This is a genomic window from Accumulibacter sp. (assembly GCF_023806635.1).
Classification (GTDB): domain Bacteria; phylum Pseudomonadota; class Gammaproteobacteria; order Burkholderiales; family Rhodocyclaceae; genus Accumulibacter.
This window is the reverse complement of sequence record NZ_JAMTDQ010000095.1, coordinates 1-25617: the sequence shown is the minus strand read 5'-3', so window position 1 is coordinate 25617 and position 25617 is coordinate 1. Positions and strand designations below refer to the sequence as shown.

At 66.9% G+C, this 25617-nt stretch carries 18 protein-coding genes; 11 read left to right on the top strand and 7 right to left on the bottom strand.

Going from position 1 to position 25617, the window contains the following annotated elements; translation table 11 throughout:
• Window positions 1-594: 594 nt before the first annotated feature.
• From NFW30_RS16710 to NFW30_RS16690, 5 genes are read left to right on the top strand one after another with little or no spacing between them, the layout of a single operon-like run.
• The gene (locus NFW30_RS16710) at window positions 595-927 is read left to right on the top strand and encodes a hypothetical protein (protein WP_295358157.1); all 333 of its coding nucleotides are present in this window, start codon (window positions 595-597) and stop codon (window positions 925-927) included.
• Complete coding sequence (locus NFW30_RS16705) at window positions 924-3524, top strand: [protein-PII] uridylyltransferase (protein ID WP_295358154.1); 2601 nt, start codon at window positions 924-926, stop codon at window positions 3522-3524. The genes NFW30_RS16710 and NFW30_RS16705 overlap by 4 nt, the downstream gene beginning before the upstream one ends.
• 56 nt (window positions 3525-3580) lie before the next feature.
• The gene (locus NFW30_RS16700) at window positions 3581-6958 is read left to right on the top strand and encodes a transglutaminase family protein (protein ID WP_295358151.1); all 3378 of its coding nucleotides are present in this window, start codon (window positions 3581-3583) and stop codon (window positions 6956-6958) included.
• Between the two features lie 38 nt (window positions 6959-6996).
• A complete protein-coding gene (locus NFW30_RS16695; protein WP_295358148.1) occupies window positions 6997-9543 on the top strand; it encodes a circularly permuted type 2 ATP-grasp protein in 2547 nt (848 codons plus the stop codon).
• A 5-nt stretch (window positions 9544-9548) separates the two neighbouring features.
• Window positions 9549-10541, top strand: a complete 993-nt coding sequence (locus NFW30_RS16690; RefSeq protein WP_295358145.1) for a transglutaminase family protein — start codon at window positions 9549-9551, stop codon at window positions 10539-10541.
• 61 nt (window positions 10542-10602) lie between these two features.
• Here NFW30_RS16690 and NFW30_RS16685 read toward each other — a convergent pair whose 3' ends face one another.
• On the bottom strand, window positions 10603-11208 hold the full coding sequence (locus NFW30_RS16685) for a GNAT family N-acetyltransferase (RefSeq protein WP_295358142.1): 606 nt from the start codon (window positions 11206-11208) through the stop codon (window positions 10603-10605).
• 541 nt (window positions 11209-11749) lie between these two features.
• Window positions 11750-13474, bottom strand: a complete 1725-nt coding sequence (locus NFW30_RS16680) for an arylsulfatase (RefSeq protein WP_295358139.1) — start codon at window positions 13472-13474, stop codon at window positions 11750-11752.
• A 572-nt stretch (window positions 13475-14046) separates the two neighbouring features.
• Between NFW30_RS16680 and ilvB the strand changes: the two genes are divergently transcribed.
• Together ilvB and ilvN are read left to right on the top strand one after the other, a co-directional pair.
• On the top strand, window positions 14047-15729 hold the full coding sequence (ilvB, locus tag NFW30_RS16675; RefSeq protein WP_295358136.1) for an acetolactate synthase large subunit: 1683 nt from the start codon (window positions 14047-14049) through the stop codon (window positions 15727-15729).
• A gap of 3 nt (window positions 15730-15732) precedes the next feature.
• Window positions 15733-16041 (top strand): acetolactate synthase small subunit, encoded by a 309-nt coding sequence (gene ilvN, locus NFW30_RS16670; protein ID WP_287693583.1) that lies wholly within the window; start codon window positions 15733-15735, stop codon window positions 16039-16041.
• 48 nt (window positions 16042-16089) lie between these two features.
• Here the strand turns inward: ilvN and NFW30_RS16665 are convergent, their stop codons facing one another.
• Together NFW30_RS16665 and bioB are read right to left on the bottom strand one after the other, a co-directional pair.
• A complete protein-coding gene (locus NFW30_RS16665; protein WP_295358130.1) occupies window positions 16090-16980 on the bottom strand; it encodes a methyltransferase domain-containing protein in 891 nt (296 codons plus the stop codon).
• A gap of 6 nt (window positions 16981-16986) precedes the next feature.
• On the bottom strand, window positions 16987-17982 hold the full coding sequence (bioB, locus tag NFW30_RS16660; protein WP_295358127.1) for a biotin synthase BioB: 996 nt from the start codon (window positions 17980-17982) through the stop codon (window positions 16987-16989).
• Between the two features lie 68 nt (window positions 17983-18050).
• On the opposite strand from bioB, the gene NFW30_RS16655 reads away from it, so the two are divergent.
• Window positions 18051-18845 (top strand): ComF family protein, encoded by a 795-nt coding sequence (locus NFW30_RS16655; protein ID WP_295358124.1) that lies wholly within the window; start codon window positions 18051-18053, stop codon window positions 18843-18845.
• Here NFW30_RS16655 and NFW30_RS16650 read toward each other — a convergent pair.
• A complete protein-coding gene (locus NFW30_RS16650) occupies window positions 18758-19216 on the bottom strand; it encodes an Lrp/AsnC family transcriptional regulator (protein ID WP_295358121.1) in 459 nt (152 codons plus the stop codon). The genes NFW30_RS16655 and NFW30_RS16650 overlap by 88 nt on opposite strands.
• A 98-nt stretch (window positions 19217-19314) precedes the next feature.
• Between NFW30_RS16650 and NFW30_RS16645 the strand changes: the two genes are divergently transcribed.
• Entirely contained in the window at window positions 19315-19980 is a 666-nt protein-coding gene (locus tag NFW30_RS16645; protein WP_295358117.1) for a LysE family transporter, read from the top strand.
• Window positions 19981-20038: 58 nt separating this feature from the next.
• On the opposite strand, the gene NFW30_RS16640 is transcribed toward NFW30_RS16645, so the two are convergent.
• Window positions 20039-21160, bottom strand: a complete 1122-nt coding sequence (locus NFW30_RS16640; protein WP_295358114.1) for a DUF2914 domain-containing protein — start codon at window positions 21158-21160, stop codon at window positions 20039-20041.
• Window positions 21154-22227 (bottom strand): AraC family transcriptional regulator ligand-binding domain-containing protein, encoded by a 1074-nt coding sequence (locus NFW30_RS16635; protein WP_295358111.1) that lies wholly within the window; start codon window positions 22225-22227, stop codon window positions 21154-21156. The genes NFW30_RS16640 and NFW30_RS16635 overlap by 7 nt, the downstream gene beginning before the upstream one ends.
• 161 nt (window positions 22228-22388) lie before the next feature.
• Between NFW30_RS16635 and NFW30_RS16630 the strand changes: the two genes are divergently transcribed.
• Complete coding sequence (locus NFW30_RS16630; protein WP_295358108.1) at window positions 22389-24899, top strand: arylsulfatase; 2511 nt, start codon at window positions 22389-22391, stop codon at window positions 24897-24899.
• A gap of 19 nt (window positions 24900-24918) precedes the next feature.
• The gene (locus tag NFW30_RS16625) at window positions 24919-25326 is read left to right on the top strand and encodes a hypothetical protein (RefSeq protein ID WP_295358106.1); all 408 of its coding nucleotides are present in this window, start codon (window positions 24919-24921) and stop codon (window positions 25324-25326) included.
• Window positions 25327-25617: the final 291 nt, after the last annotated feature.

The window sequence follows — 25617 nt, the reverse complement described above, 5'->3', positions numbered from 1 at the left end:
TACCTGGCTGCAAGCGCAGACACCCAACGCCGCTTGCGGTGCGGCGAGAGAGCCTCGCGCAGTGACCGGCTGGTCGCTGCGGACTCATGAGCGAACCGCCGGCGCCGCGGCCGTGCTGGACAGGACGAAGGATCGCGGTGCCTTGTGGACCGTCGACCGCGAACAGTCCGTTGCCCCAGGGCTGCCGTTGCCGGCAGCCGCCCAGCCGCTCTTGTCGCCAGCCAATGCCCAGTCCTGGGGCCCCATGCCGGGTCGACGCACCGTCGTTGTGCCGCCATGCCCCGCAACGAAGAGGGTCCTTGCGACCGCAGGCCGAAGCTCCCGGCTACCGTGTCCTCGGCCGCAGCACGGCATCTCCCGGCAACCCGTGAAGCCACCGACGACTCGGGCCGCGAAGCGGCAGGCAGGATCGCCGGGCCGGGGAGCGACAACCGCACGCCCAGTCGCGATCGCTGCTCGCATGGATCTTGCTAGACGAGCAGGCCAAGACCCCTGTCGCGCCAGGTGGACGGGTGAGGTGTGGCACCGTGTGGCCGCCGGATTTTTGCTTCCCGGCGCGCAGCGCCGGGCCAAACGCAGAGTGGAGCAACGCCGATGAGAACACCGATGCTTCTTCCCTGGCTCGCCAGCCGGGCACGAGTCAGCGAAGCGCGCGCCGAGGTCCTGTGGCGCGCAGCGATCCTGCGCGCCGAAGAAATGGTCGGCGAGACGGATTCGTCCGCCTACTGGGGCGCGTCCCTGGCGACGCTGCAGGAGCTGCTCGAGATCGAGCGCTGGCGACCGCAGGTGGTGGTGTCGTGGCCCTGGCGCATGCTGCGGGGTGGCCTCGAAAGCTGGTCCTGGTGGTCGCGGCACTGGCTGTGGTCCGGACTGCTGTCGTCCGCTTGGTCTTCCAGGCGGCTCGCGCCCCTCGTCACCCGACGATGAGTCGGCAGACGCCGGCGCGGCAGCTGCTCGTCGCCGACCTCAAGGCCAGGCTGCTGGAGGGGCAAAAGGCCCTCGAGGAGTCCTTCGCCGCCACCGCCGATGCCGCGGTCCTCCTGCGCGACCGCTGCCGGCTGACTGACGCGGTGCTGCGCGATGCCTGGGAAGCGCTGGCCATACCGGCATCGCTCGCCCTCGTCGCGGTTGGCGGCTATGGCCGCGGTGAGCTTTACCCGGCATCGGACATCGACCTCCTCGTCCTGTTGCCGGCAGAGGCCGATGGGCCGCTGGCCGAGCGTCTCGAACGGCTGGTCTGCCTGCTTTGGGACATCGGACTGGAGACCGGGCACAGCGTGCGCACCGTCGAGCAATGCCTGGAAGAGGCCGCCGGCGACGCCACCGTGCAGACGGCGATGATCGAATCCCGACTGCTCATCGGTGACCAGCGTCTGTTCGCCGGCTTCCGCTCGATCCTGGCCGACAGCATCGACGCCGTTGCCTTCCTGCAGACGAAGCGGATCGAGCAGGAAGACCGCCATCGTCGCTTCAGCGATACGCCGAACAGTCTCGAGGCGAACTGCAAGGATGGGCCGGGTGGGCTGCGTGACCTGCAGCTCGTCCTCTGGATCGCCAAGGCTGCCGGTTTCGGCGAGTCCTGGCACGACCTCGTGCACGGGGGCTTCATCACCGCGGACGAGGCCAGGTTGCTGGTCGAGTGCGAAGACTTCCTGCGTCACCTGCGCACGCGGCTCCACCTGCACGCCGGACGTCGCGAAGACCGGCTGCTGTTCGAATACCAGATTGCGCTGGCCGCGAAGCTGGGCTGCACCGGCAGCGCGACGCAGCTTCCGAGCGAGCAACTGATGCAGCGCTACTACCGGCGGGCGAAGACGGTCACGCAGGTTTGCGGCATCCTGCTGCAGAACCTCGCGGCGACCCTCCTGCCACCGCCCGACGAGCCGCCGCTGGCGATCAACGAGCGTTTCCAGAACCTGCACGAGTTCCTCGATGTCGTCCACGAAGAGGTGTTCGTCGACCAGCCATCGGCGATCCTCGAGGCCTTCTTGCTGCTGCAGGGGCATCCCGAGCTCAAGGGCATGAGCGCAAGGGCGCAGCGGGCGCTCTGGCGGGCGCGCAAGCTGGTGGACGACGATTTCCGCCGGCGCCCGGAGAACCGTTCGCTTTTCCTGCGGATCCTGCAGCACGAACGCGGCCTCGTCCAGGTGTTTCGCCTGATGAACCAGTTCGGTGTCCTTGGCCGCTACCTGCCGTGCTTCGGGCGCATCGTCGGCCAGATGCAGCACGACCTGTTTCACGTCTACACGGTCGACCAGCACAGCGTGCAGGTTCTGCGCAACCTGCGCCGCTTCACGATGGACGACTTCGCACACGAGTATCCGCTGTGCAGCCGCCTGATCAGCGACCTCGGCAAGCCCTGGCTGCTCTATATCGCCGCGCTGTTCCACGACATCGCCAAGGGGCGCGGTGGCGACCATTCGGAACTCGGTGCCGTCGACGCGCGCGAGTTCTGCGACGAGCATGGTCTTGCGGCCGAAGATGCCGAACTGATCGTCTGGCTCGTCCGCCATCACCTGCTGATGTCGCGCGTGGCGCAGAAACAGGATGTCGCCGATCCGGGCGTCGTGGCGGCATTTGCCGCCGTCGTCGGTGACGAGCGACACCTGATCGCCCTCTACCTGCTGACGGTCGCCGATATCCGCGGTACCAGCCCGAAGGTGTGGAACAGCTGGAAGGCGCAGTTGCTCGAACAGTTGTTCGACACCACCCGGCGCAGTCTGCTCTCGAACGGCGAGACCCTGATGAGCCGGGGTGTGATCGCCCAGCGGCAACGCGAGGCGATGCGACTGATGCGTTACCTGGCGCTGCCTGAAGGAGCGCACGAAAGGCTGTGGCAACAGCTCGATACGGTGTACTTCCTGCGCCAGTCGCCGGAGGAGATCGCCTGGCATGCGTCTGCCCTGCACGACCGTGTCGACAGTTCCCAGCCGGTCGTCCATGCCCGTCTCAACCCGCGCGGCGCCGGCATCGAAGTGATGGTCTACACGCATGACGAGGCCGAGCTTTTCCTGCACATGGTCGGCTTCTTCAGCCGTGCCGGCTACAGCATCGTCGATGCCCGCATCCACACCAGCGCGCATGCCTATGCCCTCGACACCTTCGTCCTGCTCGACGTCAGCGACCGCGACTGCGACCGGGCGATGATCAGCTACATCGAACACGAACTCGGCGACCGGTTGGCCCACCGCCTGCCGCCCGAGGCACCGGCGAACGGGCGCATGCCGCGGCAGGTGAGGTATTTCCCGCTGCAGCCGCAGGTCAGCATCAGGCCGGTGGTCAGCCTCGATGCCGACGACAGCGGCCGGCTCTTCGTCCTCACGGTGGTCGCTGCCGACCGGCCTGGCCTGCTGTTCATCGTCGCCAGGGAACTCGCCGGGCACGGCGCCAGCCTGCACACGGCAAAGATCGCCACCCTCGGCGAACGCGTCGAGGATACCTTCCTGATCAGTGGCGGCCATCTCGAGCAGAGCGCCAATCGCGTCAGGCTCGAGGCCGACCTGCTCAAACAGCTGCAGCTCTGAGCCGACAGCGCCTCATCCTGCAGCGGCAAGCCGATTACCCACCCCTGGAGCTGAACGTGTCCATCCATGTCGCCCTCAACCATCTGACCCGCTATCGCTATGACCGACCGGTCTCGCTCTCGCCACAGGTCGTCCGTCTGCGCCCGGCGCCGCATTCGCGGACGCCGATCCTCAGCTATTCGCTGAAGATCACCCCGGCGCAGCACTTCATCAACTGGCAGCAGGATCCGCAGGCAAACCATCTCGCCCGCCTGGTGTTTCCCGAGAAGACGCGCGAGTTCTGCGTCGAAGTCGATCTCGTCGCCAGCATGTCGGTGATCAATCCCTTCGATTTCTTTCCCGAGCCGCATGCGACGAGCTTTCCCTTCGCCTACGAGGATTGGCAGCAGGAGGAACTCGAGCCGTACCTCCACCGCCTGCCGCCGACGCCGCTGTTCGCCGAACTGCTGGCGAACGTTCCGCGCACGCCACGCGGCAGCGTCGACTTTCTCGTCGACCTGAATCGGCAGGTTCAGGGCGTCGTCGACTACGTCATCCGCCTCGAACCCGGCGTCCAGACGCCGGAGGAGACGCTGGCGCTGGGCCGCGGCTCGTGCCGCGATTCAGCGTGGTTGCTGGTGCAGTTGCTGCGCCATCTCGGGCTGGCTGCCCGTTTCGTTTCCGGTTACCTGATCCAGCTCGTGCCCGACGTCAAGTCGCTCGACGGTCCTTCGGGAACCGATCGCGATTTCACCGACCTGCACGCCTGGTGTGAGGTGTACCTGCCCGGTGCCGGCTGGATCGGCCTCGACCCGACCTCGGGCCTGTTCGCCGGCGAGGGACACATTCCGCTCGCCTGCTCGCCGCAACCGTCTTCGGCCGCACCGATCACCGGCTTCAGCGAAGAGTGCGAATGCGACTTCGAGCACCACATGCGGATCGAGCGCTGCTGGGAAGCGCCGCGTGTGACGCTGCCCTACAGCGACGCGCAGTGGCTGGCGATCGACCAACTCGGCGAGCAGATCGACACCGAGCTCGCGCGTGGCGACGTTCGCCTGACGATGGGCGGCGAGCCGACCTTCGTCTCGATCGACGACCACGACGGCGCCGAGTGGAACACCGACGCCCTCGGACCGAGCAAGCGCCTGCGCGCGGCGGAGGTCTACCAGCGTCTGCGCGAGAAGTATGCTCCGCATGGCCTGCAGCACTTTGGTCAGGGCAAGTGGTATCCCGGCGAGCAGTTGCCGCGCTGGTCGCTGAACTGCTTCTGGCGGCGTGACGGCCAGCCGGTATGGAACAACCCGGCGCTCTACGCCGATGAAGGTCGCGACCACGGCGCTGACGCGGCGCTCGGCGGTCGCTTCCTGGAAGCCCTCGCAGCGCGGCTGCGGATCGATCGGCAGCATGTCTTTGCCGCCTACGAGGACGTCTACTATTACCTCTGGCGCGAACACCGCTTGCCGGCAAACGTCGACCCGTTCGATTCCAGGCTCGACGATCCACTCGAACGCGAGCGTCTGTTGCGCGTCTTCCGCCAGGGCCTCGACCATGTCGTCGGCCACGTGCTGCCGATCAGGCGCGCGGCGACAGGTGGCTGGCAGAGCGGACCATGGTTCCTGCGTGGCGGTCGCTGCCACCTGATCCCCGGTGACTCGCCGATCGGCTACCGTCTGCCACTCGATTCGCAGCCGTGGGTGCGCAAGGAGCACTATCCCTACATCCACACGCCCGATCCGACACAGGCCTTTCCACCGCTGCGCCAGCATGCCGAGATCCGCGCCCAGTTCGCCGTCAGCCACAGCCAGGGACTGGGTGCCGAAGAGGCGGCGATCAGTGGCGATCGCTTCGCCGAGCGCGCAATGCAGCACGTCTCCGAGGCAATCGGACATGCCGCCAGTGCGGAAGCGGGCGCCTGGCGTCAGGACGCGGCGGCGGACGTCGTCCGTACCGCGATCTCGGCGCAGGCCCGTCACGGCGTTCTCTACCTGTTCATGCCGCCGACCGAGGCGCTCGACGACTACCTCGAACTCGTCGCTGCGCTGGAGGCGACCGCTGAGGCGCTCGCGACGCCGATCATCATCGAAGGTTATGAACCGCCGACCGATCCCCGTCTCGCCAGTTTCCGCGTCACTCCCGACCCGGGCGTGATCGAGGTCAATATCCAGCCGTCCGCCAGCTGGCCCGAACTCGTCGAGCGGACGACGCATCTCTACGAAGCAGCGCGCCTGTCCCGACTGTGTACCGAGAAGTTCATGCTCGACGGGCGGCACACCGGCACCGGCGGTGGCAACCACTTCGTCTTCGGCGGCGCGCAGGTGCTCGACTCGCCGTTTCTTCGCCGCCCCGACCTGCTGCGCAGCCTGATCAGCTACTGGCACAATCATCCGTCGCTGTCGTACCTTTTCTCCGGCCTGTTCATCGGGCCGACCAGCCAGTCGCCGCGCGTCGATGAGGCGCGCAACGACTCGGTCTATGAACTCGAGATCGCCTTCAGCCAGTTCCCGGCCGGCAGTGGCGACGGCGAGTGTGTCGCGCCGTGGGTCGTCGACCGCGTCCTGCGCAACCTGCTGATCGACTCGACGGGCAACACGCATCGCGCCGAGTTCTGCATCGACAAGCTGTATTCGCCGGACGGGCCGAATGGCCGCCTCGGGCTGCTCGAGATGCGTGCCTTCGAGATGCCGCCGCACGCACGCATGTCGCTCGCCCAGCAGTTGCTGCTGCGCGCCCTGATCGCCCGCTTCTGGCGCTCGCCGTACGCTCCGGATCGCCTGGTGCGCTGGGGCACCGAGCTGCACGACCGCTTCATGCTGCCGCATTTCGTCCAGCAGGACTTCGCCGACGTCCTCGCCGAGCTGCGTGCTGCCGGCTACGCGTTGCAGGACGATTGGTTTGCACCGCATTTCGAGTTCCGCTTCCCGCTGCATGGCAGGATCAACGCCCTCGGCATCGAACTCGAGTTGCGGCACGCACTGGAACCGTGGCATGTCATGGGTGAAGAGGGCAGCATCGGCGGCACCGTGCGCTATGTCGACTCATCGCTCGAGCGCCTGCAGGTCAAGGTCACGGGAATGGCCGGCGATCGCTATGTCGTCAGTTGCAATGGCCAGGCACTGCCGATGCGTTCGACCGGCCGGATTGGCGAATTCGTTGCCGGCGTCCGCTACCGCGCGTGGAATCCGCCGTCGGCGCTGCATCCGACGATCGGCGTGCATGCGCCGCTGATCTTCGACCTCGTCGATACCTGGATGAAGCACTCGCTCGCGGGCTGCCAGTACCACGTCGAGCACCCTGGCGGACGCAATCCCGATCGCTATCCGGTCAACGCCAATGAGGCCGAAGGTCGCCGCCTGGCGCGTTTCATCCCCTTCGGTCACACGCCCGGCGCGATCGACCTGCAGCCGGTTCCGGCGAATGTCGGCTTTCCGTTTACGCTAGACTTGCGGCGATCCTGATCCTCCCTGGCGCGGCGTCATCGCCGCGCCTCGTTTGCATGCCGCCATCGCTCGTTTCGTTCTACCCGAAGAAGTCCGACCGCTTCGACGAAATGCTCGCCGAAGACGGCAGCGTGCGGCCGTCGTGGCAGTCTTTCGTCACGCAGCTCGATGCGGCAACGCCGGAGCAGATGCGCCATCGGCTCGACTACGTGCGGCGGCGCATCCTCGAGAACGGCGTCACCTACAACGTCTACGCCGATCCCAAGGGCGCCGATCGTCCCTGGGAACTCGATCCGCTGCCGCTGATCCTGTCACCCGGCGAGTGGCAGAAGCTCTCGGCAGCGGTCACCCAGCGGGCACGACTGCTGAATGCCGTACTGCAGGACCTGTATGGTCCGCAGACCCTGCTCCATGACGGCAGCCTGCCGCCGGCACTGATCTTCGGGCACAAGAACTATCTCTGGCCCTGCCGCGGCCTGCGGCCACCCGGCGACATCCATCTGCACTTCTATGCCGCGGATCTGGCGCGCTCGCCCGATGGCCGCTGGTGGGTGATCGCCGACCGCACGCAGGCGCCTTCGGGCGCCGGCTATGCCCTCGAGAACCGGACGATCGTCGGCCGGGTCTTTCCCGAGCAGTTTCGCGACCTGCACGTGCAGCATCTCGCGTCGTTCTTTCGTGACCTGCAGGACAGCCTGGCGTACTGGGCGCCAACTACCGGCGAGACGGCGCTGGTCGTCCTGCTGACCCCGGGACCGTACAACGAGACCTACTTCGAACACGCGTACCTGGCGCGCTACCTCGGCTACCCATTGGTCGAGGGGCACGATCTGACGGTACGCGGCGAGCGCGTCTACCTGCGCACGCTCAGCGGCCTGCGCCGCGTCCATGCCATCCTGCGGCGTCTCGACGACGACTTCTGCGATCCGCTCGAATTGCGCAGCGACTCGGCGCTGGGTGTCCCCGGCCTGTTGCAGGCGGTGCGTGCCGGCAACGTGCTGGTTGCCAATGCACTCGGCAGTGGCCTTCTCGAGTCGCCGGCGCTGCCCGGCTTCCTGCCGGCGATCAGTGAGAGGCTGCTCGGCGAGAAGCTGCTGATGCCTTCGGTTGCCACCTGGTGGTGTGGCGAACGGACGGCCCTCGAGTTCACCATCGAGCACCTCGACGATCTGGTGATCAAGGGATCCTACCCCTCGCAGCGCTTCGACCCGCTCTTCGGCAACGAACTGAAGGGCAGCCAGCGGCAGGAGATGATCGCTCGCCTGCGCGCCAGACCACAGGCCTATGTCGCCCAAGAACTCGTCAACTTCTCGCAGGCGCCGGCGTGGCACGAGAGCCACGAGCGCGCGCTGCTGCCGCGCGGAGTCGGCCTGCGCGTCTTCGTCGCGGCGACGCCGGCCGGCCACGTCGTCATGCCGGGCGGCCTGACGCGCGTCGCCGCGGTTTCCAACGCGCGCATCATCTCGATGCAGCGCGGCGGTTCGAGCAAGGACACCTGGGTGCTCACCGAGCAGGCAGTCAATACCTTCAGCCTGCTCAAGCACTCCGTCGGCAAGGCGGACCTCGTCCGTGGGGGGCGCAACCTGTCGTCGCGCGTCGTCGAGAGTCTCTACTGGTTCGGCCGTTATGCCGAACGCTGCGACAAGACATCGCGTGTGCTGCGCGTTGCCCTGGCGCGACTGATCGATGCCGGTGGCGACGCGCAGAACGCGCTCGGCGCCGTCTGTGATCTCGCCCGCATCCTGCAGGTGCTGCCGACCGCAGACCAGGCTAGCGGCAAGGTCGATGCTGCCGAACCGCCGCCATCGCGCGAAGCGGAACTGCTGCGCGCCGTCTGCAGCCAGGAGTGGGGTGAGGGTCTGGCCGGCGACATTCGCCGCCTGCTCTGGGTGGCGACGCAGGTGCGTGAACGCTTCTCGCTCGACAACTGGCATGCGATCAATCGCCTGCAGCAGAGGTTGCAGCGTTACGGCGCCGCTGGCGAGTCGCTGCCGCTGGCACCGAGCGATGCGCTCGCGTTCCTCGACGAGGTGCTCCTCACCTCGTCGTCGCTCGCCGGTTTCGCGATGGACAATATGACGCGCGACGATGGCTGGCGTTTCCTGATCATCGGCCGCCGCATCGAACGGCTGATGTTCCTTGCCAACATGGTCGCCGGCTTCCTGCGGCTCGAGTCGACGCGGGCCGCCGGCAGTCTGGAGTGGCTGCTCGAGCTGAGCGACAGCATCATCACCTACCGTTCGCGCTACATGACGCAGCCGCAGGTGTTGCCGACCATCGACCTGATCGTCTTCGACGAGGGCAATCCGCATTCGGTGTCGTTCCAGTTGCAGATCCTCGTCCGCTACCTCGACAACCTGAGCCGCCTGCTCGGCGGCCCGCACGACGAGAGCATGCGCTCGGCGCGCGCAGCGCTGCAGGGTTTCGACCTTGGCCGCTTCGAGGGACTGAGCTTCAGCCAGTGTCGCGTCTGCGATCCCTGCCTCGACCTGGCGCTGCTTCTCGGCGACATATCGCTCGCTGCCGCGGCGCTCTCCGATCGTCTCGAGATGCGTTTCTTCAGTCACGTCGGCGATGTCAGCCGGCAGACCTTCGCTTCCTGATCATCGTGACCCCGCCACCGGCCCGCTACCACGTCCTGCACGAGACCAGATACCGCTACGAGAGCCCGGTGTCCCTGTCACGCCAGCTGCTGCACCTGACGCCGCGCGATTGCAGCTGGCAACGCTGTCTCGAGCACCGGATCGGTGTTTCGCCGCAGCCCACCGCCGAGCGCGAGCGGCACGACTGCTTCGGCAACTCGGTGCGCGAACTCGCGCTCGAATTCCCGCACGACACGCTCGAGGTGCATGCCGAGAGCACGGTCGAGGTGGCGCCGCACCTGCCGCGGGAAGCGGCAGCGGTACTTGCCGGCGCCAGGGAGGCGGCGGTCGCTTCGCCGCGCGCGCCCGGTTACCTGAGTGCCTCGCCGGCCTGGGAGCGCGTACGCGATGCGCTGGCCTACGGCGTGCGGCCGGTCCTGCTCGACGCAGCGTGCTACCAGTTCGAATCACCGCATGTGCGGGTGAAGCACGAGTTCGCTGCCTATGCGAGAAGCTGCTTCACCCCCCGACGCCCGGTGCTGGAGGCGGTGCAGGCCCTGATGAGCCGCATCTACCATGAATTCGAGTTCGATCCCGAAGCGACGACGGTGGCGACACCGGTTCTCGAGGTGCTGGCGGAAAAGCGAGGGGTCTGCCAGGATTTCGCCCACCTGATGCTTTCCTGCCTGCGCTCGCAGGGTCTTGCCGCACGTTACGTCAGCGGCTACCTGCTCACCCATCCGCCGCCCGGGCAGCCCCGGATGGTCGGAGCGGACGCCTCGCACGCCTGGGTTTCGGTCTACTGCCCCGAACTGGAGGGCGGGCGCTGGGTCGATTTCGACCCGACGAACAACCTGTTGCCCGACGCGCAGCACATCACCCTCGCCTGGGGGCGTGATTTTGCCGATGTCTCACCACTGCGAGGTGTCATCCTGGGCGGTGAAGCACACGATCTGGAAGTCGCCGTCACCGTGACGCCGCTCGCCGAAGCCGGCGGCGAAGGTCCGGCGCCACGCTGACCGGTGCCTGCCGGCCGCAGCCGTGGTGCGCGTCGCACTGCCGCCGGCAACGACCCGGCGCTCACAGTTCCAGTCTGACGTGGACGACGCCGGCGACGCGACGTCTCTCCATCGGCAGGCCGCTGCGCTCGAAAACCGCCAGCATCGCCTGGTTCGCCGGCAGCATCTCGGCGATGAAGCGCCTGACTCCCAGCGTCCGCGCAATGTGTGCCAGGTGCTGCAGCAACCTGCCGGCGAGGCCCTGACCCTGGAAGTCTTCCTCGATGGTGAACGAGATCTCGGCGCTGGCGGCTTCCGCGCCTGCCAGCCGGAAGCTCGAAGCACCGCCGATGATGCGCTCGTCGCCGTCATCGGCGGCGATGCATGCCACCAGGCGGATGGTCGATACGAAATCGACTTCGGTCCAATCGCGCAGTTCCCTCGCCGTCGGCTCGCGGCGTGGGGCGAAGAACCGCATGTACAGGGTGGCCGGGTCGAGGCCATGGTAGGCCTCGAGCATGGCTGCCTTGTCTTCTGGAGTGACCGAACGGATGACCACCTTTCTGCCGTCACGCAGCGCTTCCTCGGCACGATAGTGGCGGGCGTCGATCATCTTCTCCTTCCTCCCTGGCAGCTTGCTGCCGCGCCGCCAGACGGTGAATGCGGTGCAACGGGGTGACTGTGCCACGGCAGCCCGATCCGATCAAGCAGCGGCCGCGGCCATTGACCCGGTCACGGTTGCCACCGGCGTACCATCTGCGCCGGCGGGAGCAGCAAGCTGGCGCTGCCACCGGGAGCCGGGCATTCCGCGTCGATCTCCCGCGGACGCCCCAGTGCAAAGGACGGTCGAGCGCGACTTGCGCAGCAGCCGTCGCGGAAAAAAGGGGTCGGCCAGATGGGTGGCGGTTTCGACCATTCGCCGCGTGTTCGGTTCGGCGGAGGCGATAGAGGGCCCTGTGGTCAGACGCACGGGCGGCAGACATCGGGAGACGGGTCGGGCAACCGAGCGGCAAGAGCTGTACGCCCCCCGTACAGCTCTTGCCGAAAGCCTTCTGGTTGCAGGACGCACCCCGGAGCGCATCAACTGGGTGAACGTTTCCCTCGCTTCCCCAGTCCTGACAGCCTTCCCCTCGTTGGAGCAGGGTCGGCTGCCGCATCACTCTTTTCGAGGCCTGCTCAGGCGAGCCTACAGATAGATTGGCTTGACGGTCACTGCCCCTGCATCGAGCCTATTGGCCCGGATGCTGCTGGCCCATCTTCTTGACCTCCGCCAGGACGGAGTCGAGGTTGTAACTCGCCGGATCCTGCATCGGCGGAAACTGAACGTAGGACTCCAGCTCCTTCAGCCACAGCAACTGGCCGATGGGCAGAATGTTCCAGTTGTAGAGATAGGCTGTGCTCGGTGCAGCAAGTGCGCCGCCGTAGCCGAGCAACGACTTCGCATCGGCACCGACCGTCGTTTCGAATGGATCACGCAGGATGTTCTGGAGTTGGGTCCAGTGGAACGTCTGCGCTCCGAACAGGCCGCCGGTCGCGGTGTCCGGCACCATCGTGTAGTAGAACTTCCAGTTCTTGTAGCGGACGGCAGACGGTCGCGCGCCCGTGTAGTAGAAGAAGGTGTCGCGCGCCGACTGCTCCGACTTGCCCTCGAGGTACGCGCGCTGGTTGACGCCGTCGAGCTTGGTCTTGACGATCCCGGGGTACTTCCCGGCCATGATCTGCTCGTTGAGCGAATTGCCCTTGGCGCCGCCGGCTATGTCGACGAAGGTTGGCAACCAGTCCAGCGAAGCGAACATCTCCTTCATGACCGTACCCGGCTTGATGACGCCCGACCAGCGCATGACCGCCGGCGCCCGCATGCCACCTTCCCAGGTCGTCAGCTTCCCGCCTTTGAACGGTGTGGTGCCACCATCCGGGAAGGTGATCGTCTCGGCGCCGTTGTCGGTCGTGAAGACGACGATGGTGTTGTCAAGCTGGCCCATCTCCTCCAGCTTCTTCAGCACATAGCCGATGTTGTCGTCCATCTGCTTCATGCCGGCCTCGTTGATACCCCAGTCCTTGCCGCCCTTGGCGCCCAGCATCGCTTCGTACTTCGGCGAGAGCATCGTCGTGACGTGCATGCGTGCCGGGTTGTACCAGACGAAGAAGGGCTTGCCGGTCTTTTTCGGGTCGTTGCGGTCAAGGTAGTCGATGACCTTCGCCGAGATTTCCTCATCGACCGTTCGCGAGCGATCGAGCGTCAGCGGACCCTGATCCTGGCACCTCTGGTTCTTCGCCGTGCCGTCGGAGGACTTGCACCAGATGACCGGACGCGGCGGCGTCAGGCACGTCGTTGTCTTGGGATCGACGGCACCGGGGACCTCGGCGAGGCCGGGAACCGGCGTGTTCCTGCACGGCGGAGCGATACCCTGCTGCGTCGGCGAGACGTTGATGTCGTTGAAGCTGACGCCCTGCATCGCGTCGAGGTGGTAGAGATAGCCCCAGAACTCCTGGAAGCCGTGCGCGGTCGGCAGTGAGTCGGTATGGTCCCCGAGGTGGTTCTTGCCGAACTCGCCGGTGTTGTACCCCAGGTCGAGCAGGAACTTGGCGAGCGCCGGAGTACCCGGACGAAGATAGCTTGGGCTGCCGGGAAGCTGCGGTGGGATCATGCCGGTGCGCAGCGGATGCATGCCGGTGAAAAAGGCGTTGCGCCCGGCCGTACAGCTCTGCTCGGCGTAGTAGTGCATGAAGATGGCGCCTTCCTGAGCGATGCGGTCGATGTTCGGCGTTTCGCCGACCATCAGCCCACGGTGGTAGACGCTCGGCTGCATCCAGCCAATGTCGTCACCCATGATGAACAGGATGTTGGGCTTGCCGCCGGCCGACGCCGGTGCCGCGGCAGTGGCTGGTGCCGAGCCCAGCACCGCTGTCGCCAGGGCCAGTGCCATGGCCCACAGACTCTTTCTCATCTTCATCTCCCTGAGGTGAGCAAAGGATAGGAAATCCAACGGACACCATGGACTGTATAGCGGCCGATGCATCAGCGTCAAGCGTGGATCAGTCTGATTGCGAGAGCACGAGGAAGAGGGCGGAGGACCGGTTCAAGCGGCGGATCCAGCCACCCGTAGACCAACCCTTCATGGACTCCACATCCGCCATGCATCCCGCGTGCTCTCCCCGCCAGGCCACTGCGGTCAGCGGGGATCGGGTGCGATCGGGGTTGCGTTTCTCGCCGCGCTCGGTTCTAATGTGGCCTTCGTTCGACGACTTCAGGATCTCGCGGCAATGCTCCGTTGTGCCAGGCCAGCAACACATCGACCGGCGGTGGCCACGGCCACGCGGTTGGCTGCCGCTGGTGTGCCCGCAGTCGCTGTAGTACGCCTGGTTGGCGTAGGACCCGGCACACCGTCGAGGGTCGAGAGAAGCTAGGTCGCGAAGACGACGACAGATTCCAGAAACCCCCGCCGGTGAAAGCCGAGCGGGGGTTTCGCCTTTATGCGGTCCAGCGTCCGCCGTGTCCAGGGGCGCCTTTTTCCAGGAGATTGCCTTGAGCAGAGAAGCCCCAGAATCCCTCAGCGGTGCCCAGATCGTCGTCCGTCTTCTCGAACGACAGGGCGTCCGCACGCTGGCCGGGATACCCGGCGGTGCCATCCTGCCGATCTACGATGCGCTTTCCGCGTCGCAGCGGATCCATCATGTCCTCGCCCGGCATGAGCAGGGCGGCGGCTTCATGGCGCAGGGCATGGCCCGTGCCACCGGACTGCCGGCGGTCTGCATGGCGTCGTCCGGCCCGGGGGCGACCAACCTGCTGACGGCAATCGCCGATGCGAAGCTCGATTCGATCCCGCTGGTGGCGATCACCGGCCAGGTACCACGGGCGATGATCGGTACCGACGCTTTCCAGGAGGTCGACACCTACGGTCTGAGCATCCCGATCACCAAGCACAACTTCCTCGTCGGTTCGGCGGAGGAACTGCTGCAGGTCATCCCGCGCGCCTTCCGCATCGCCGCCTCCGGCCGGCCCGGTCCGGTACTCGTCGATATTCCGAAGGACGTGCAGAACCAGGTGATCGAGGTCGCCGAGTGGCCCGCGCCGGGCAGCGCCGATGCGCTGCCGCCGCCGGCAACCGATCTCGTCGCCGAGGCGGCGGCGATGATCAACGAGGCCGCCCGGCCGATCCTCTATCTCGGTGGCGGTGTCGTCCATTCGGGCGCCGCCGCTGCCGCCGTCGCGCTCGCCGAGAAGGCCAGCCTGCCGACGGTGATGACGCTGATGGCGCTCGGCGCGATGCCGGTCGATCACCCGCTCTCGCTCGGCATGCTCGGCATGCACGGCGCCCGGTGCACCAACCTGGCGCTCGACGAGTGCGACCTGCTGATCGCCGTCGGGGCCCGCTTCGACGACCGCGCAACCGGCAAGGTGGCGGGCTTCTGCCCGCAGGCGAAGATCGTCCATATCGACATCGACCCGTCGGAGCTCGACAAGATCAAGACCGCGCATGTCGGGATTGCCGGTGATGTCGGTGCCGTGCTGCAGTTGCTGTTGCCGGTGGTCGACGGCGCGCTGCGCGTGGACTGGCTGGCGCGCGTCGCCTGTCTGAAAGCCGAGCACCCGCTGCGCACGCCGGGCATCGACGATCCGCGGACGCCCTACGGGTTGATCCGTGCCGTCGCCGATTGCCTCGACGACGAAGCGACGATCACCACCGACGTCGGGCAGCACCAGATGTGGGTGGCGCAGGCGTACCCGCTGCGCCGGCCGCGCCAGTGGCTGACCTCGGGCGGGCTGGGGACGATGGGCTTCGGCATGCCGGCGGCGATCGGCGCCGCGCTTGCCGAGCCGCAGCGTACGGTGGTCTGCTTCAGCGGCGATGGCAGCATCCTGATGAACATCCAGGAACTCGTCACCGCCGCCGAGGAGGGAGTCAATGTCAAGATCGTGCTGATGAACAACGCGTCGCTCGGCCTGGTCTTCCAGCAGCAGACGCTGTTCTACGGCGAGCGCATCTACGCCTCGAAGTTCAAGGGCATGCCCGATTTCGTCCGCGTCGCCGAGGCTTTCGGAGTCGCGGCGATCGACCTCGATGCCGCCGCCGATCCGCGGGCGGCGCTCGCTGCCGCGCTGCGCAAGCCCGGTCCGATGCTGATCCACGCCGGCATCGAGATGCGTGAGCAGGTGTTGCCGATGGTGCCGCCGGGCGCCGCCAACAAGGACATGATCGGAGGCTGAACGATGAACTCGCTGACAAGAACCGAGAATCAGGCGCTGGCGCGCGCGGTGCTCGAGCTGGACGTCAATAACCACGCCGGCGTCATGTCGCACGTCGTCGGCCTGTTTTCCCGCCGTGCCTACAACGTCGAGGCGATCCTCGTGATGCCGGTGGGCAACGGTCAGACCAGTCGCATCTGGCTGCTGGTGAATGAGGACGAGCGACTGGAGCAGATGGTGAAGCAGGTCGAGAAGCTCGAGGACGTGCTCGCGGTCCGCCGCCATGGCGCCGAGCACGAGGTCTTCATCCGCCTCGAGGAGTTCTTCCGCTGAGGACTGCTGGCCGGCGGGCAGCGCTCCCCGGAGCCATGCCTCGCCGGCTCAGCGGTCTCGCTGTCGTGGCTCGAAGCGGACGATCGTCCTTCCGTCGGCGGTCTTCCGCGGCTCGCCTTTCCAGGCGTGGCCGTAGACCACCTCGAGAGTTGCCGGCAGGCGTCCTTCGCGTGCCAGCCTGTCGTAGGCCGCGCGCGCAGCCGCCCATGCCGTGCGTCCCATCAGCCCCTGCCGTCGGCCATGCATGGCGCAGCTTGAGCCGCTGCGGCGCAGGTCGGCGATGAGGTCGTCGAAGCTGGCGTAGGTGATCGTCAGCATTTCGGCATCCATCACCGGGTCGCTGAAACCGCATTCGACGAGCATGTCGCCGTAGTCGTGCATGTCGACGAAGCGCTGCGTGTGCGGTTGACCGTCGCTGAAGCTCGTGCGCAGTTCCCGCAGCGTGTCCGGGCCGAAGGTCGAGAACATCAGCAGGCCGTCGACCGCGAGGACGCGATGCATCTCGCGCAGTGCCGGCAGCGGGTCGACGACCCAGTGCAGCATCAGGTTGGTCCACAGCAGGCCGAAGGCGCGTGCGGCGAAAGGCAGCACTGCCGCCTCGGCAGCGAGCAGCGGTGGCCGGTTGCCACGCAGGAAGGGCAGCAGCCAGCGCAGACGGGTGCGTTGTGCCTTGCCGGCGCGCAACATCGCTTCGCTGAGGTCGGCGCCGATCACCGTTGCCGCCGGGTAGCGTTCGTGCAGCGCCGTCAGGCTGGCGCCAGTGCCACAGCCGAGGTCGAGGATGCGCTGCGGCTCGATGCGCACATAGTCGAGCCGCTCGAGCATGCGGCTGCCCACTTCGCGCTGCAGCACGGCGACCTCGTCATAGGTCGCAGCGGCGCGGGCGAAGTTGCGCCGCACCTGGCGCTGATCGACGAACGGCGCCGGTGCCACGCCCATCGCGAACTAGATCGGCCGCAACCCGAGCTTCTCGAACAGAGCCTCGTCGTGGTCGGCTTCCGGGTTGCCGGTGGTCAGGAGCCTGTCGCCGTAGAAGATCGAGTTGGCGCCGGCGAGGAAGCACAGCGCCTGCAGTTCATCGCTCATCTCCTGCCGCCCGGCCGACAGCCGGACGAAACTCGTCGGCATGGTGATGCGTGCTGCGGCGATGGTGCGCACGAACTCGAAGCCGTCGATGGGTGCGACGTTGGCCAGCGGCGTTCCCGGGATCGGTACGAGGTTGTTGATCGGCACCGATTCCGGCGGTGGATCGAGATTGGCGAGCTGGACGATCAGCGCTGCGCGGTTGCGGCGTGATTCGCCCATGCCGATGATGCCGCCCGAGCACACCTTGATGCCGGCTTCGCGCACCTGGCCCAGCGTGTCGATCCGGTCGGCGTGCCGGTGCGTGGTGATCACCTGGCCATAGAATGAGGCATCGGTGTCGAGGTTGTGGTTGTAGTAGTCGAGTCCGGCTTCCTTGAGTTCCTCGGCCTGACCATCCTTGAGCATCCCGAGCGTGACGCAGGTCTGCAGCCCCAGTCCCTTGACGGCACGGATCATCTCGCTGACCTTCGCCAGATCCTTGTCCTTCGGGCCCCGCCAGGCAGCGCCCATGCAGAAGCGCGACGCTCCCTTGTCCTTCGCCGCCTGCGCCGCGGCGATCACCTCGTCGAGCGGCAGCATCGCCTCGCGCTCGGTATCCGTGTCGTAGCGGGCCGCCTGCGAGCAGTAGCCACAGTCTTCGGAACAGCCGCCGGTCTTGACGGAGAGCAGCGTCGAGCGTTGAATCTCGTTGGCGTCGAAGTTCTCCCGGTGCACCTGCTGCGCCCGATGCATCAGATCCATGAAAGGCAACTGGTAAAGGGCTTCGACCTCGGCGACCGTCCAGCGGGCGGCGGCTTTGCCGGTTGCGGCGGTTTCCTCGCGCGGGCGCGCGGCGGCTTGCGGGATGGCATTCATGATGGGTGAACCTGGAGTGGGAGTGATATGAGGGCGGACAGCGCGAATTCTTTACGAGCCCCTGCAGGATGTCAATCTTAAAGCAATCCAAGGCCCTGCTCCGGGCCTCGTACGAGGCGCTGCTGACCCAGGATTGCCTGCTGTGCGCCGCGGACAGCGGCACGAATCTGCTCTGCGAGGCCTGCGAGCACGATCTGCCACGCCTGCCGGCAGCGCGCTGTCCGCGCTGCGCACTGCCGACGCCACTTGGCGAGATCTGTGGTCGCTGTCTCGGCCATCCGCCCCACTACGACGCGACGACCGCGCTCTACCGCTATGCTTTCCCGCTCGACAAGCTGGTGCAGTCGTTCAAGTATGGCCACCGGCTCGCCCTCGGCGGCTGGTTCGGGCAGCGGCTGGCAGCGCTGCCGGAGCGGATCGACGCCGACCTGATCATCCCGATGCCGCTGCATCGGCTGCGGCTGCGCGAACGTGGTTTCAATCAGGCAGGCGAGCTGGCGCGTGCCTTCGGCGAGGTGCGGCGGATCCCGATCGACAACCACAGTTGCCGGCGCATCCGTCACACGGCCGGCCAGGCCGATCTGCCATGGCGCGAACGGGCGAGGAACGTCCGTGGTGCCTTCGACTGCGCGACCGACTTCAGCGGCCGCCGACTGTTGCTGATCGACGATGTGATGACCACCGGCGCCTCCGTCGATGAACTGGCGCGCACCCTCAAGCTGCACGGTGCGGCACAGGTGAACGTCGTCGCGCTTGCCCGTGCGCTGCCACCGGGTCAGGAAGCCAGCGGGCCCTTCGGCGGCGCAACGGGACGCAGCGGGATCGGTGCCGACATGACGATCGAGGTGCGCGTCTCGCCGTAGTGGTTGATGCTTCCCACCAGCTGCTCGAGGTGCGCGATGTCGCGCGCGACGACGCGCAGCAGGTACGAGTCCTGGCCGGTGACGTGCAGGCACTCGGTCACTTCCGGCAGCATTTCGAGGCGGGCGAGAAGGCGAGCCTTGTCGGCTGGCGGGGTGGTCATCGCGATCATCGCCAGTACGCCGTAGCCGAGCGCGGCGACATCGACCGCGGCACGGTAGCCGGTCACCACGCGGGCTTCCTCGAGTCGCTTCAGCCGTTCGGAAACCGCCGGCAGTGACAGACCCACCTCGGCGGCCAGCGCCTTCAGCGAGATTCGCCCGTCACGCTGCACGGCGGCGAGAATCTTCCAGGCTTTCGCGTCGAGTTCCATGATTTGCAGGCTGGTTGTGGCTTCAACCTGAATTGTGAAGCATGGAGGGCATGTTTTCCTTGATTCCTCCATTCAAATGCTCTTCGCGCCCTGCCAGAATGAAGCCTTCCCGATACCTTTCCCGGCTGCTCGCAGTGGATGGCTTCCTCTTTCTCAAGGCAGGACTGATCGGTCTCTCGATCGCCGCACCGGTCGGGCCGATCGGTCTGCTCTGCATTCAGCGCACGCTGGCCCATGGTGCCCGCATCGGTTTTGTCAGTGGCCTCGGAGCGGCCGCCGCCGATGGCGTCTACGGCGCCGTCGGCGCCTTCGGCCTGGCAGCGGTGACGCAGTTCTTCGTCACGCTCGCTCTGCCACTCGCCATCGGCGGTGCGCTCTTTCTCGGCTGGATGGGCGTCCGGCTGTACCGCACGGCGCCGCTCGCGCAGGAGGAAGGAGCCGCCGATGGCGTCGGCGCCTGGCGCGCCTTTGCCACGGTCTTTGCCTTGACCTTGACAAATCCGATGACCATCCTGTCGTTCATCGCCGTCTTCGCGACGATCGGCGGCAGCGCGGCGACGACCGGTAGCGCGGCAGTGATCATGGTGCTCGGCGTATTCTGCGGCTCGGCGCTGTGGTGGCTGGCGCTTGCCTCGGCAATTGCCGGCATCCGCCAGCGAATCGGCTCGCGTGCCCTGCAGGCGATCAACCGGACCGCCGGTACCTTCCTGCTCGGCTTCGCGGTCTGGCAACTGATCACCGTTTTCCGCGGCCATTGTGCTTGATGCCGGCGTTCTCGTGCGAGCGATCGACGTCCTGCGGCTGCATGCCTGGCGGGATCGCTCAATCGATCTCCCGGACGACCACTTCGCTCGCCGCCGGCGTGCCACGCTCGACCTGCAGCCGCAGGATGTCGATCGTGCGGCCGTCCTGCGTGGCGACGATGAAGCGCCAGTCGCCCGGCGGCGGGTTCAGAACCCAGGAGTAGCCGCGAAAGCCTCGATCGCGCCCGCCGGTGGTCGTGAACGGCCGACGGTACACGAGCCGCCAGCCGTCCGGGTCGCGAAGCTCCCAGCGGTGCTCGAGATCCGCCGTCACCCCGGGTGGTGCGAACACCGCCGACAGTCCGTACAGCCGCCCGCCTTCCGGCACATGAACGACGTTCGCCTGGTCCCGCCACCACTGCCACCATGCCGCCCGTTCCACCTGCAGGGAATAGCGCCTGGGCGTCTGGACGAAATCCTGTCCCACTGCCATTTGCCGTTTGACGAGCGGCACCGGGGCGATCATGTCGAGGCGAAAAGCCAGCATCAGGACCAGGGCCAGTGCCCAGGCGGGCCCGATGCGGCCGGGTCGGCCGGCAGCGAGCCAGCGCAGGATGTGCGTCAGCGTGACGCCGGCGACCGTTGACGCGTAGAACCACAGGGGGTGCAGGCTGCCGAGGGCATGCGGCAGCGCGAAATTGCAGAGCAGGATCGCGTTCAGCGCGAACAGGGTCCAGGTCAGCGTGAAGCGTCGTCCGTAGCGGTTGCCGGCGAACTCGTTGCCGACCAGCAGCGCGGCGAGGACCGACGCTGTCAGCCAGGTGCCGAGGTGTCCGGAGCTCTTGAAATAGAGAATGAACAGGGCCGAGAAGATGCCACCGAAGAAGAACTGCAGCAGCAGGTAGGGGGCTTGCCACGCCAGCGAGGCGAGCCGCCCGCGCAGCGTCGCGCCGGGCGCCGGCGGCGCCAGGCCAAGCGCCTCGCGACGGGCCAGCCAGAGCGCGAGCAACGCCGCGCCGACGAGGAACATCCCCAGGCGCCAGAAGTCGACGACGCGGATGCGCTGGCCGATCGTCAGCGCATCCCAGGTGAAGCCGCCGAGGAACGCCAGCAGCGGATAGAGGCGGCGCAGGATGGCTGTTGATCGGATCGCGCCCGCCTGTGCCGGCAGCGATCCGTCGGCCGGGCGATCGCTCAGCACAGTGGGTCGCGTGCTGCTGCGCGCGCGCGCCACTGCCGCGGACTCAGGCTTGCCCAACTGCGGAACGCCCGCGAGAACGCGTTCGGGTCGTCGTAGTGCAATGCCGTGGCGATCGCCGTCACGGTCAGGTCGGTGTTCTGCAGAAGCTGCCGCGCCAGGTCGAAGCGCGTCCGTCGGATCAGCAGCTGCAGGCTGGCACCCTCCCGCTCGAGGCGCCGCCGCAGCGTGCGCTCGTGCATCGCGAACAGCCTGGCGACGGCTCCCGCCGACGGCAGGCCGCTGAGTACCAGCTGTGGCAGGACATACTGCACCTGTTCGGCGACACTCAGTGGCGCATGGGCGTGCGCTGCGCGGATCGTTCGCGCCAGAAACTCGCGGCGTGTCGCGTCGGCACCCGCGATCGTCCGTTCGAGCCAGGTCGAAGCGAAGACGACTCCGCAGACTTCCGCGTCGAAAGCCACGTCCGCCCGGAAGTGCCGGCGATGGGCCGCCGGGCTGTCCGGCGGGCGGTGCGCGAACTGCACGCGCAGCGGGCGCCACTGCGGGCCGCACAGTTCGCTCATGATCCGGTTGGCGATGGCGATCGCCGTATCCTGGACCTGGGCCAGAGCCGGCGTACCGTGGTCGTAGACCGAATAACCGAGAACGACGATCCCTGGCTTGAGGTTGAGCAACAAGGGGGCCGCAGCGCGATCATGCAGGTGCAGGTGCAGGATCAGGTGGTGCACCGCGTCGCCGACAGTGGCGCAATGGCGGAGCAACTCGCCGAGCGTGCCGAAAGCGGACAGATCGAAGCGCTCGCCGATCAGCAGCCCGAAGTGCGGGCAGCGCGTCAGCCTGACGCAGGCATCGAGCAGCCGCCCAAGCGACTCGATCGGCGCGCGGCCATCCGCATCGGCCAGGATCCGTGGATCAAAGCCCGCGGCCGCGAAAGCCTCCGACGGATTGACTCCCAGCTCGGCGAGCAGATCCGGGATCGCGCGCAGTGGGCCGACGCGCACCTCGCCTGGGCCGCTCGTCGCCAGTGCATGCCACGACCCCGGTGGCGAACTGTCGTACTGCTTCACATGCCTGCTCCGTCGCCGCTCGAACTGCTCGCCTCCCCGGTCGCCAGTGTCCTCACGACCCGAGGATCCCACCCGTTCGCAGAAGAATGTCCGAATCGGCAAGGTATCACAGGATGCGGCCCTGCTATAGTGCCGCGAAGATTCATCGCCGGGAGGTCACCATGCAAGGGATTCGCAACTGGCTCTGTGCTTCGTTCGTGTCGCTCATCGCCCTGTTCGCCGTCAGTCCGACGGCGGCGCAGCAGGTCACCGGCGTGCTGGGTTCGCCCGGCGCCACCACGACGGTCAGCAACCGGCAGCTGCCGGCTCCCGACCCGAGCTTCGGTGGCGTGATCCGGGACGACGCGCTGCAGTCCAAGTACTGGTGGGCGCCGCGCATCGTGCCACCGAAGGGCGCGCCGAACGTGCTGTTGATCATCACCGACGACGCCGGCTTTGGCGTGCCGAGCACCTTCGGCGGCGTGATCCCGACGCCGACGATGGACCGCATCGCGCAGGAAGGCCTGCGCTACAACCGAGTCTTTTCCACCGCGCTGTGCTCGCCGACGCGGGCCGCGCTGATCACCGGGCGCAACCACCACTCGGCCGGGTTCGGCGTGATCTCCGAGCAGTCCACCGGCTTCCCCGGCTACAACAGCATCATCGGTCGCGACAAGGCGACGATTGGCCGCATGTTGAAGGACAATGGCTACGCCACCGCCTGGTTCGGCAAGGACCACAACGTGCCGGCCTTCCAGGCGAGCCAGGCCGGGCCCTTCGACCAGTGGCCCATCGGCATGGGCTTCGAGTACTTCTACGGCTTCGTCGGCGGCGACGCCAACCAGTGGGAGCCGAACCTGTTCCGCAACACGACGCAGATCTATCCGTTCAAGGGCCAGGAAGGCACCTGGAACCTGATCACCGGCATGGCCGACGACGCGATCGACTACATCTCGCGCATGCATCAGATCGACCCGGCGAAGCCGATCTTCATCAAGTACGCGCCGGGCGCGACGCATGCTCCGCACCACCCGACCAGGGAGTGGGTGCAGAAGATCCAGGCGATGAAGCTGTTCGACGACGGTTACGAGAAGCTGCGCGAGCGCATCTTCGAGAACCAGAAGAAGCTCGGCGTGATCCCGAAGGATCTGCAGCTGACGCCGTGGCCGACCCAGATCCTCAAGCCATGGGACCAGTTGTCGGCGGAGGAGAAGAAGCTCTTCATCCGCCAGGTCGAGATCTTCGCCGCCTATGCCGCATACAGCGACTACGAGATCGGCCGCGTGGTGCAGGCCTTCGAGCAGGCCGGCCGCCTCGACAACACACTGATCATCTACATCAACGGCGACAACGGCACCAGCGCCGAAGGCGGGCCGCTGGGCACGCCGAATGAGGTGGCCTTCTTCAACGGCCTGAACGAGCTGCCGGCCGACGTGCAGTTGAAGTTCTACGACGTCTGGGGCACGCAGTACACCTACAACCACATGTCGGCCGGCTGGTCGTGGGCCTTCGACACCCCCTTCGACTGGTTCAAGCAGAACGCCTCGCGGCTGGGCGGCATCAACCAGAACATGGTGGTGTCGTGGCCGGCGCGCATCAAGGACAAGGGCGCGCTGCGCGAGCAGTTCGTGCATGTCATCGACGTCGTGCCGACCATCCTCGAGGCCGCCGGCCTGAAGGCACCGGTGATGGTCGACGGCATCAAGCAGGCGCCGATCGAAGGCACGAGCTTCCTCTACACCTTCGACGCCAGCAACGCCAAGGTGAAGTCGCGCCACAAGGTGCAGTACTTCGAGATGATGGGCCAGTGGGCGCTGTACGACGACGGCTGGCTGCTGTCCACCAAGGTCAACCGCGCGCCCTGGCAGGCCTTTGGCCCGGCCAATCCCGACCCGCTGAACAACCAGGTCTTCCAGCTCTACAACCTGAACGAGAGCTGGAACCAGCAGGAGGACGTGGCCGCCAGGTACCCGCAGAAGGTCAGGCAGATGCGCGCGGCCTTCCTCGCCGAGGCGAAGAAGCACCAGGTCCTGCCGCTGGACGCCTCGGTGGCAGCGCGCATCGTCGCGCCGCGGCCGAACATCACCGCCGGGCGCAGCGAGTTCGTCTATACGCGGCCGATGACCGGGCTGCCGCAGGGCGACTCGCCGTTCATCCTGAATGCGTCGTACAACTTCAGCGCCGACATCGAGATCCCGCAGGGCGGCGGCGGCGACGGCATGATCGTCACCTCCGGCGGTCGCTTCGCAGGCTACGGCTTCTACATCCTCAAGGGCAAGCCGGTGTGGCTGTGGAACCTGGTGGACCTGGAACGTATCAGGTGGGAAGGTCCGGATGTGCTGACGCCCGGTCGTCACACGCTCGAGTTCGACTTCAGGTACGACGGGCTGGGCGCCGGCACGCTGGCGTTCAACGACTTCAGCGGCCTCGGCCGGCCCGGCACCGGCACCCTGAAGGTGGACGGCAAGGTTGTGGCCACCAAGACCATGCCCAAGACGCTGCCGATGATCCTGCAGTGGGACGAGAGCTTCGACGTCGGCTCCGACACGCTGACCGGCGTCAATGACGCCGACTACAAGCCGCCCTTCCCGCTGACAGCCAAGCTGAACAGGCTGACGATCAACATCGACCGGCCGCAGCTCTCGCCCGCCGACATCGCGCGGCTCCAGGCAGCGATGAAGAACAGGGACTGACCGGCCGGCGCGTCAGAGAATGACTCCGCAGCGCCGCCGCGCCTTTCGCCACCTGTCCCTGGGGCTGGTGCTGGCGGCGTCGCTGCAGCCGGCCGCGGCGCAGACCGTCGGCTCACCCTACGCGGTGCTCGAGGGCCGCTGGGTGCGACCCGACGGCGGCTACACGATCTACATCCGCGGGGTCGATGCCGGCGGCCGCGTCGCGGCGAGTTATGCCAACCCGCGCCCGCTCCCTTTCGAGAAGGCGCAGGCGGCTCTGGAGGGCAGGACGCTCAAGCTCCAGTTCGAGCTGCGTGCCGGCGGCTACGCCGGCTCGGCCTATACCCTGCTCTACAACCCAGCGAGCGATACGCTGGACGGCGAGTACTTCCAAGCCGTGGCACGGCAGACCTATCCGGTGCGCTTCCACCGCCTGCCCGGGCCGTGAGGCGGGCCAGCCGAGGGCCGCATGGGCCTCGACTAGAGCTGTCGGCCTGTCCCGGTGTTCGTCACGCCCGCGCTGTTCGCTGCGGTGCCAGTGTCCGCGGTGGGGCGCCGGCGGTGGTCGTCACGCCACACCCTGGCGATTTCTTCGCCAGGGTGTTGACCGGCTCGGAAACGCCTGTATAATGCGCCCCTCTTGCTGCTCGGGCAGCACCGCAGTCCGGCCTTCAGGCTGGTCCGCAGCTCTTTAAAAACGAGACAACCGATAGGTGTGGGTTCTTGGTCTGGTGGTGGT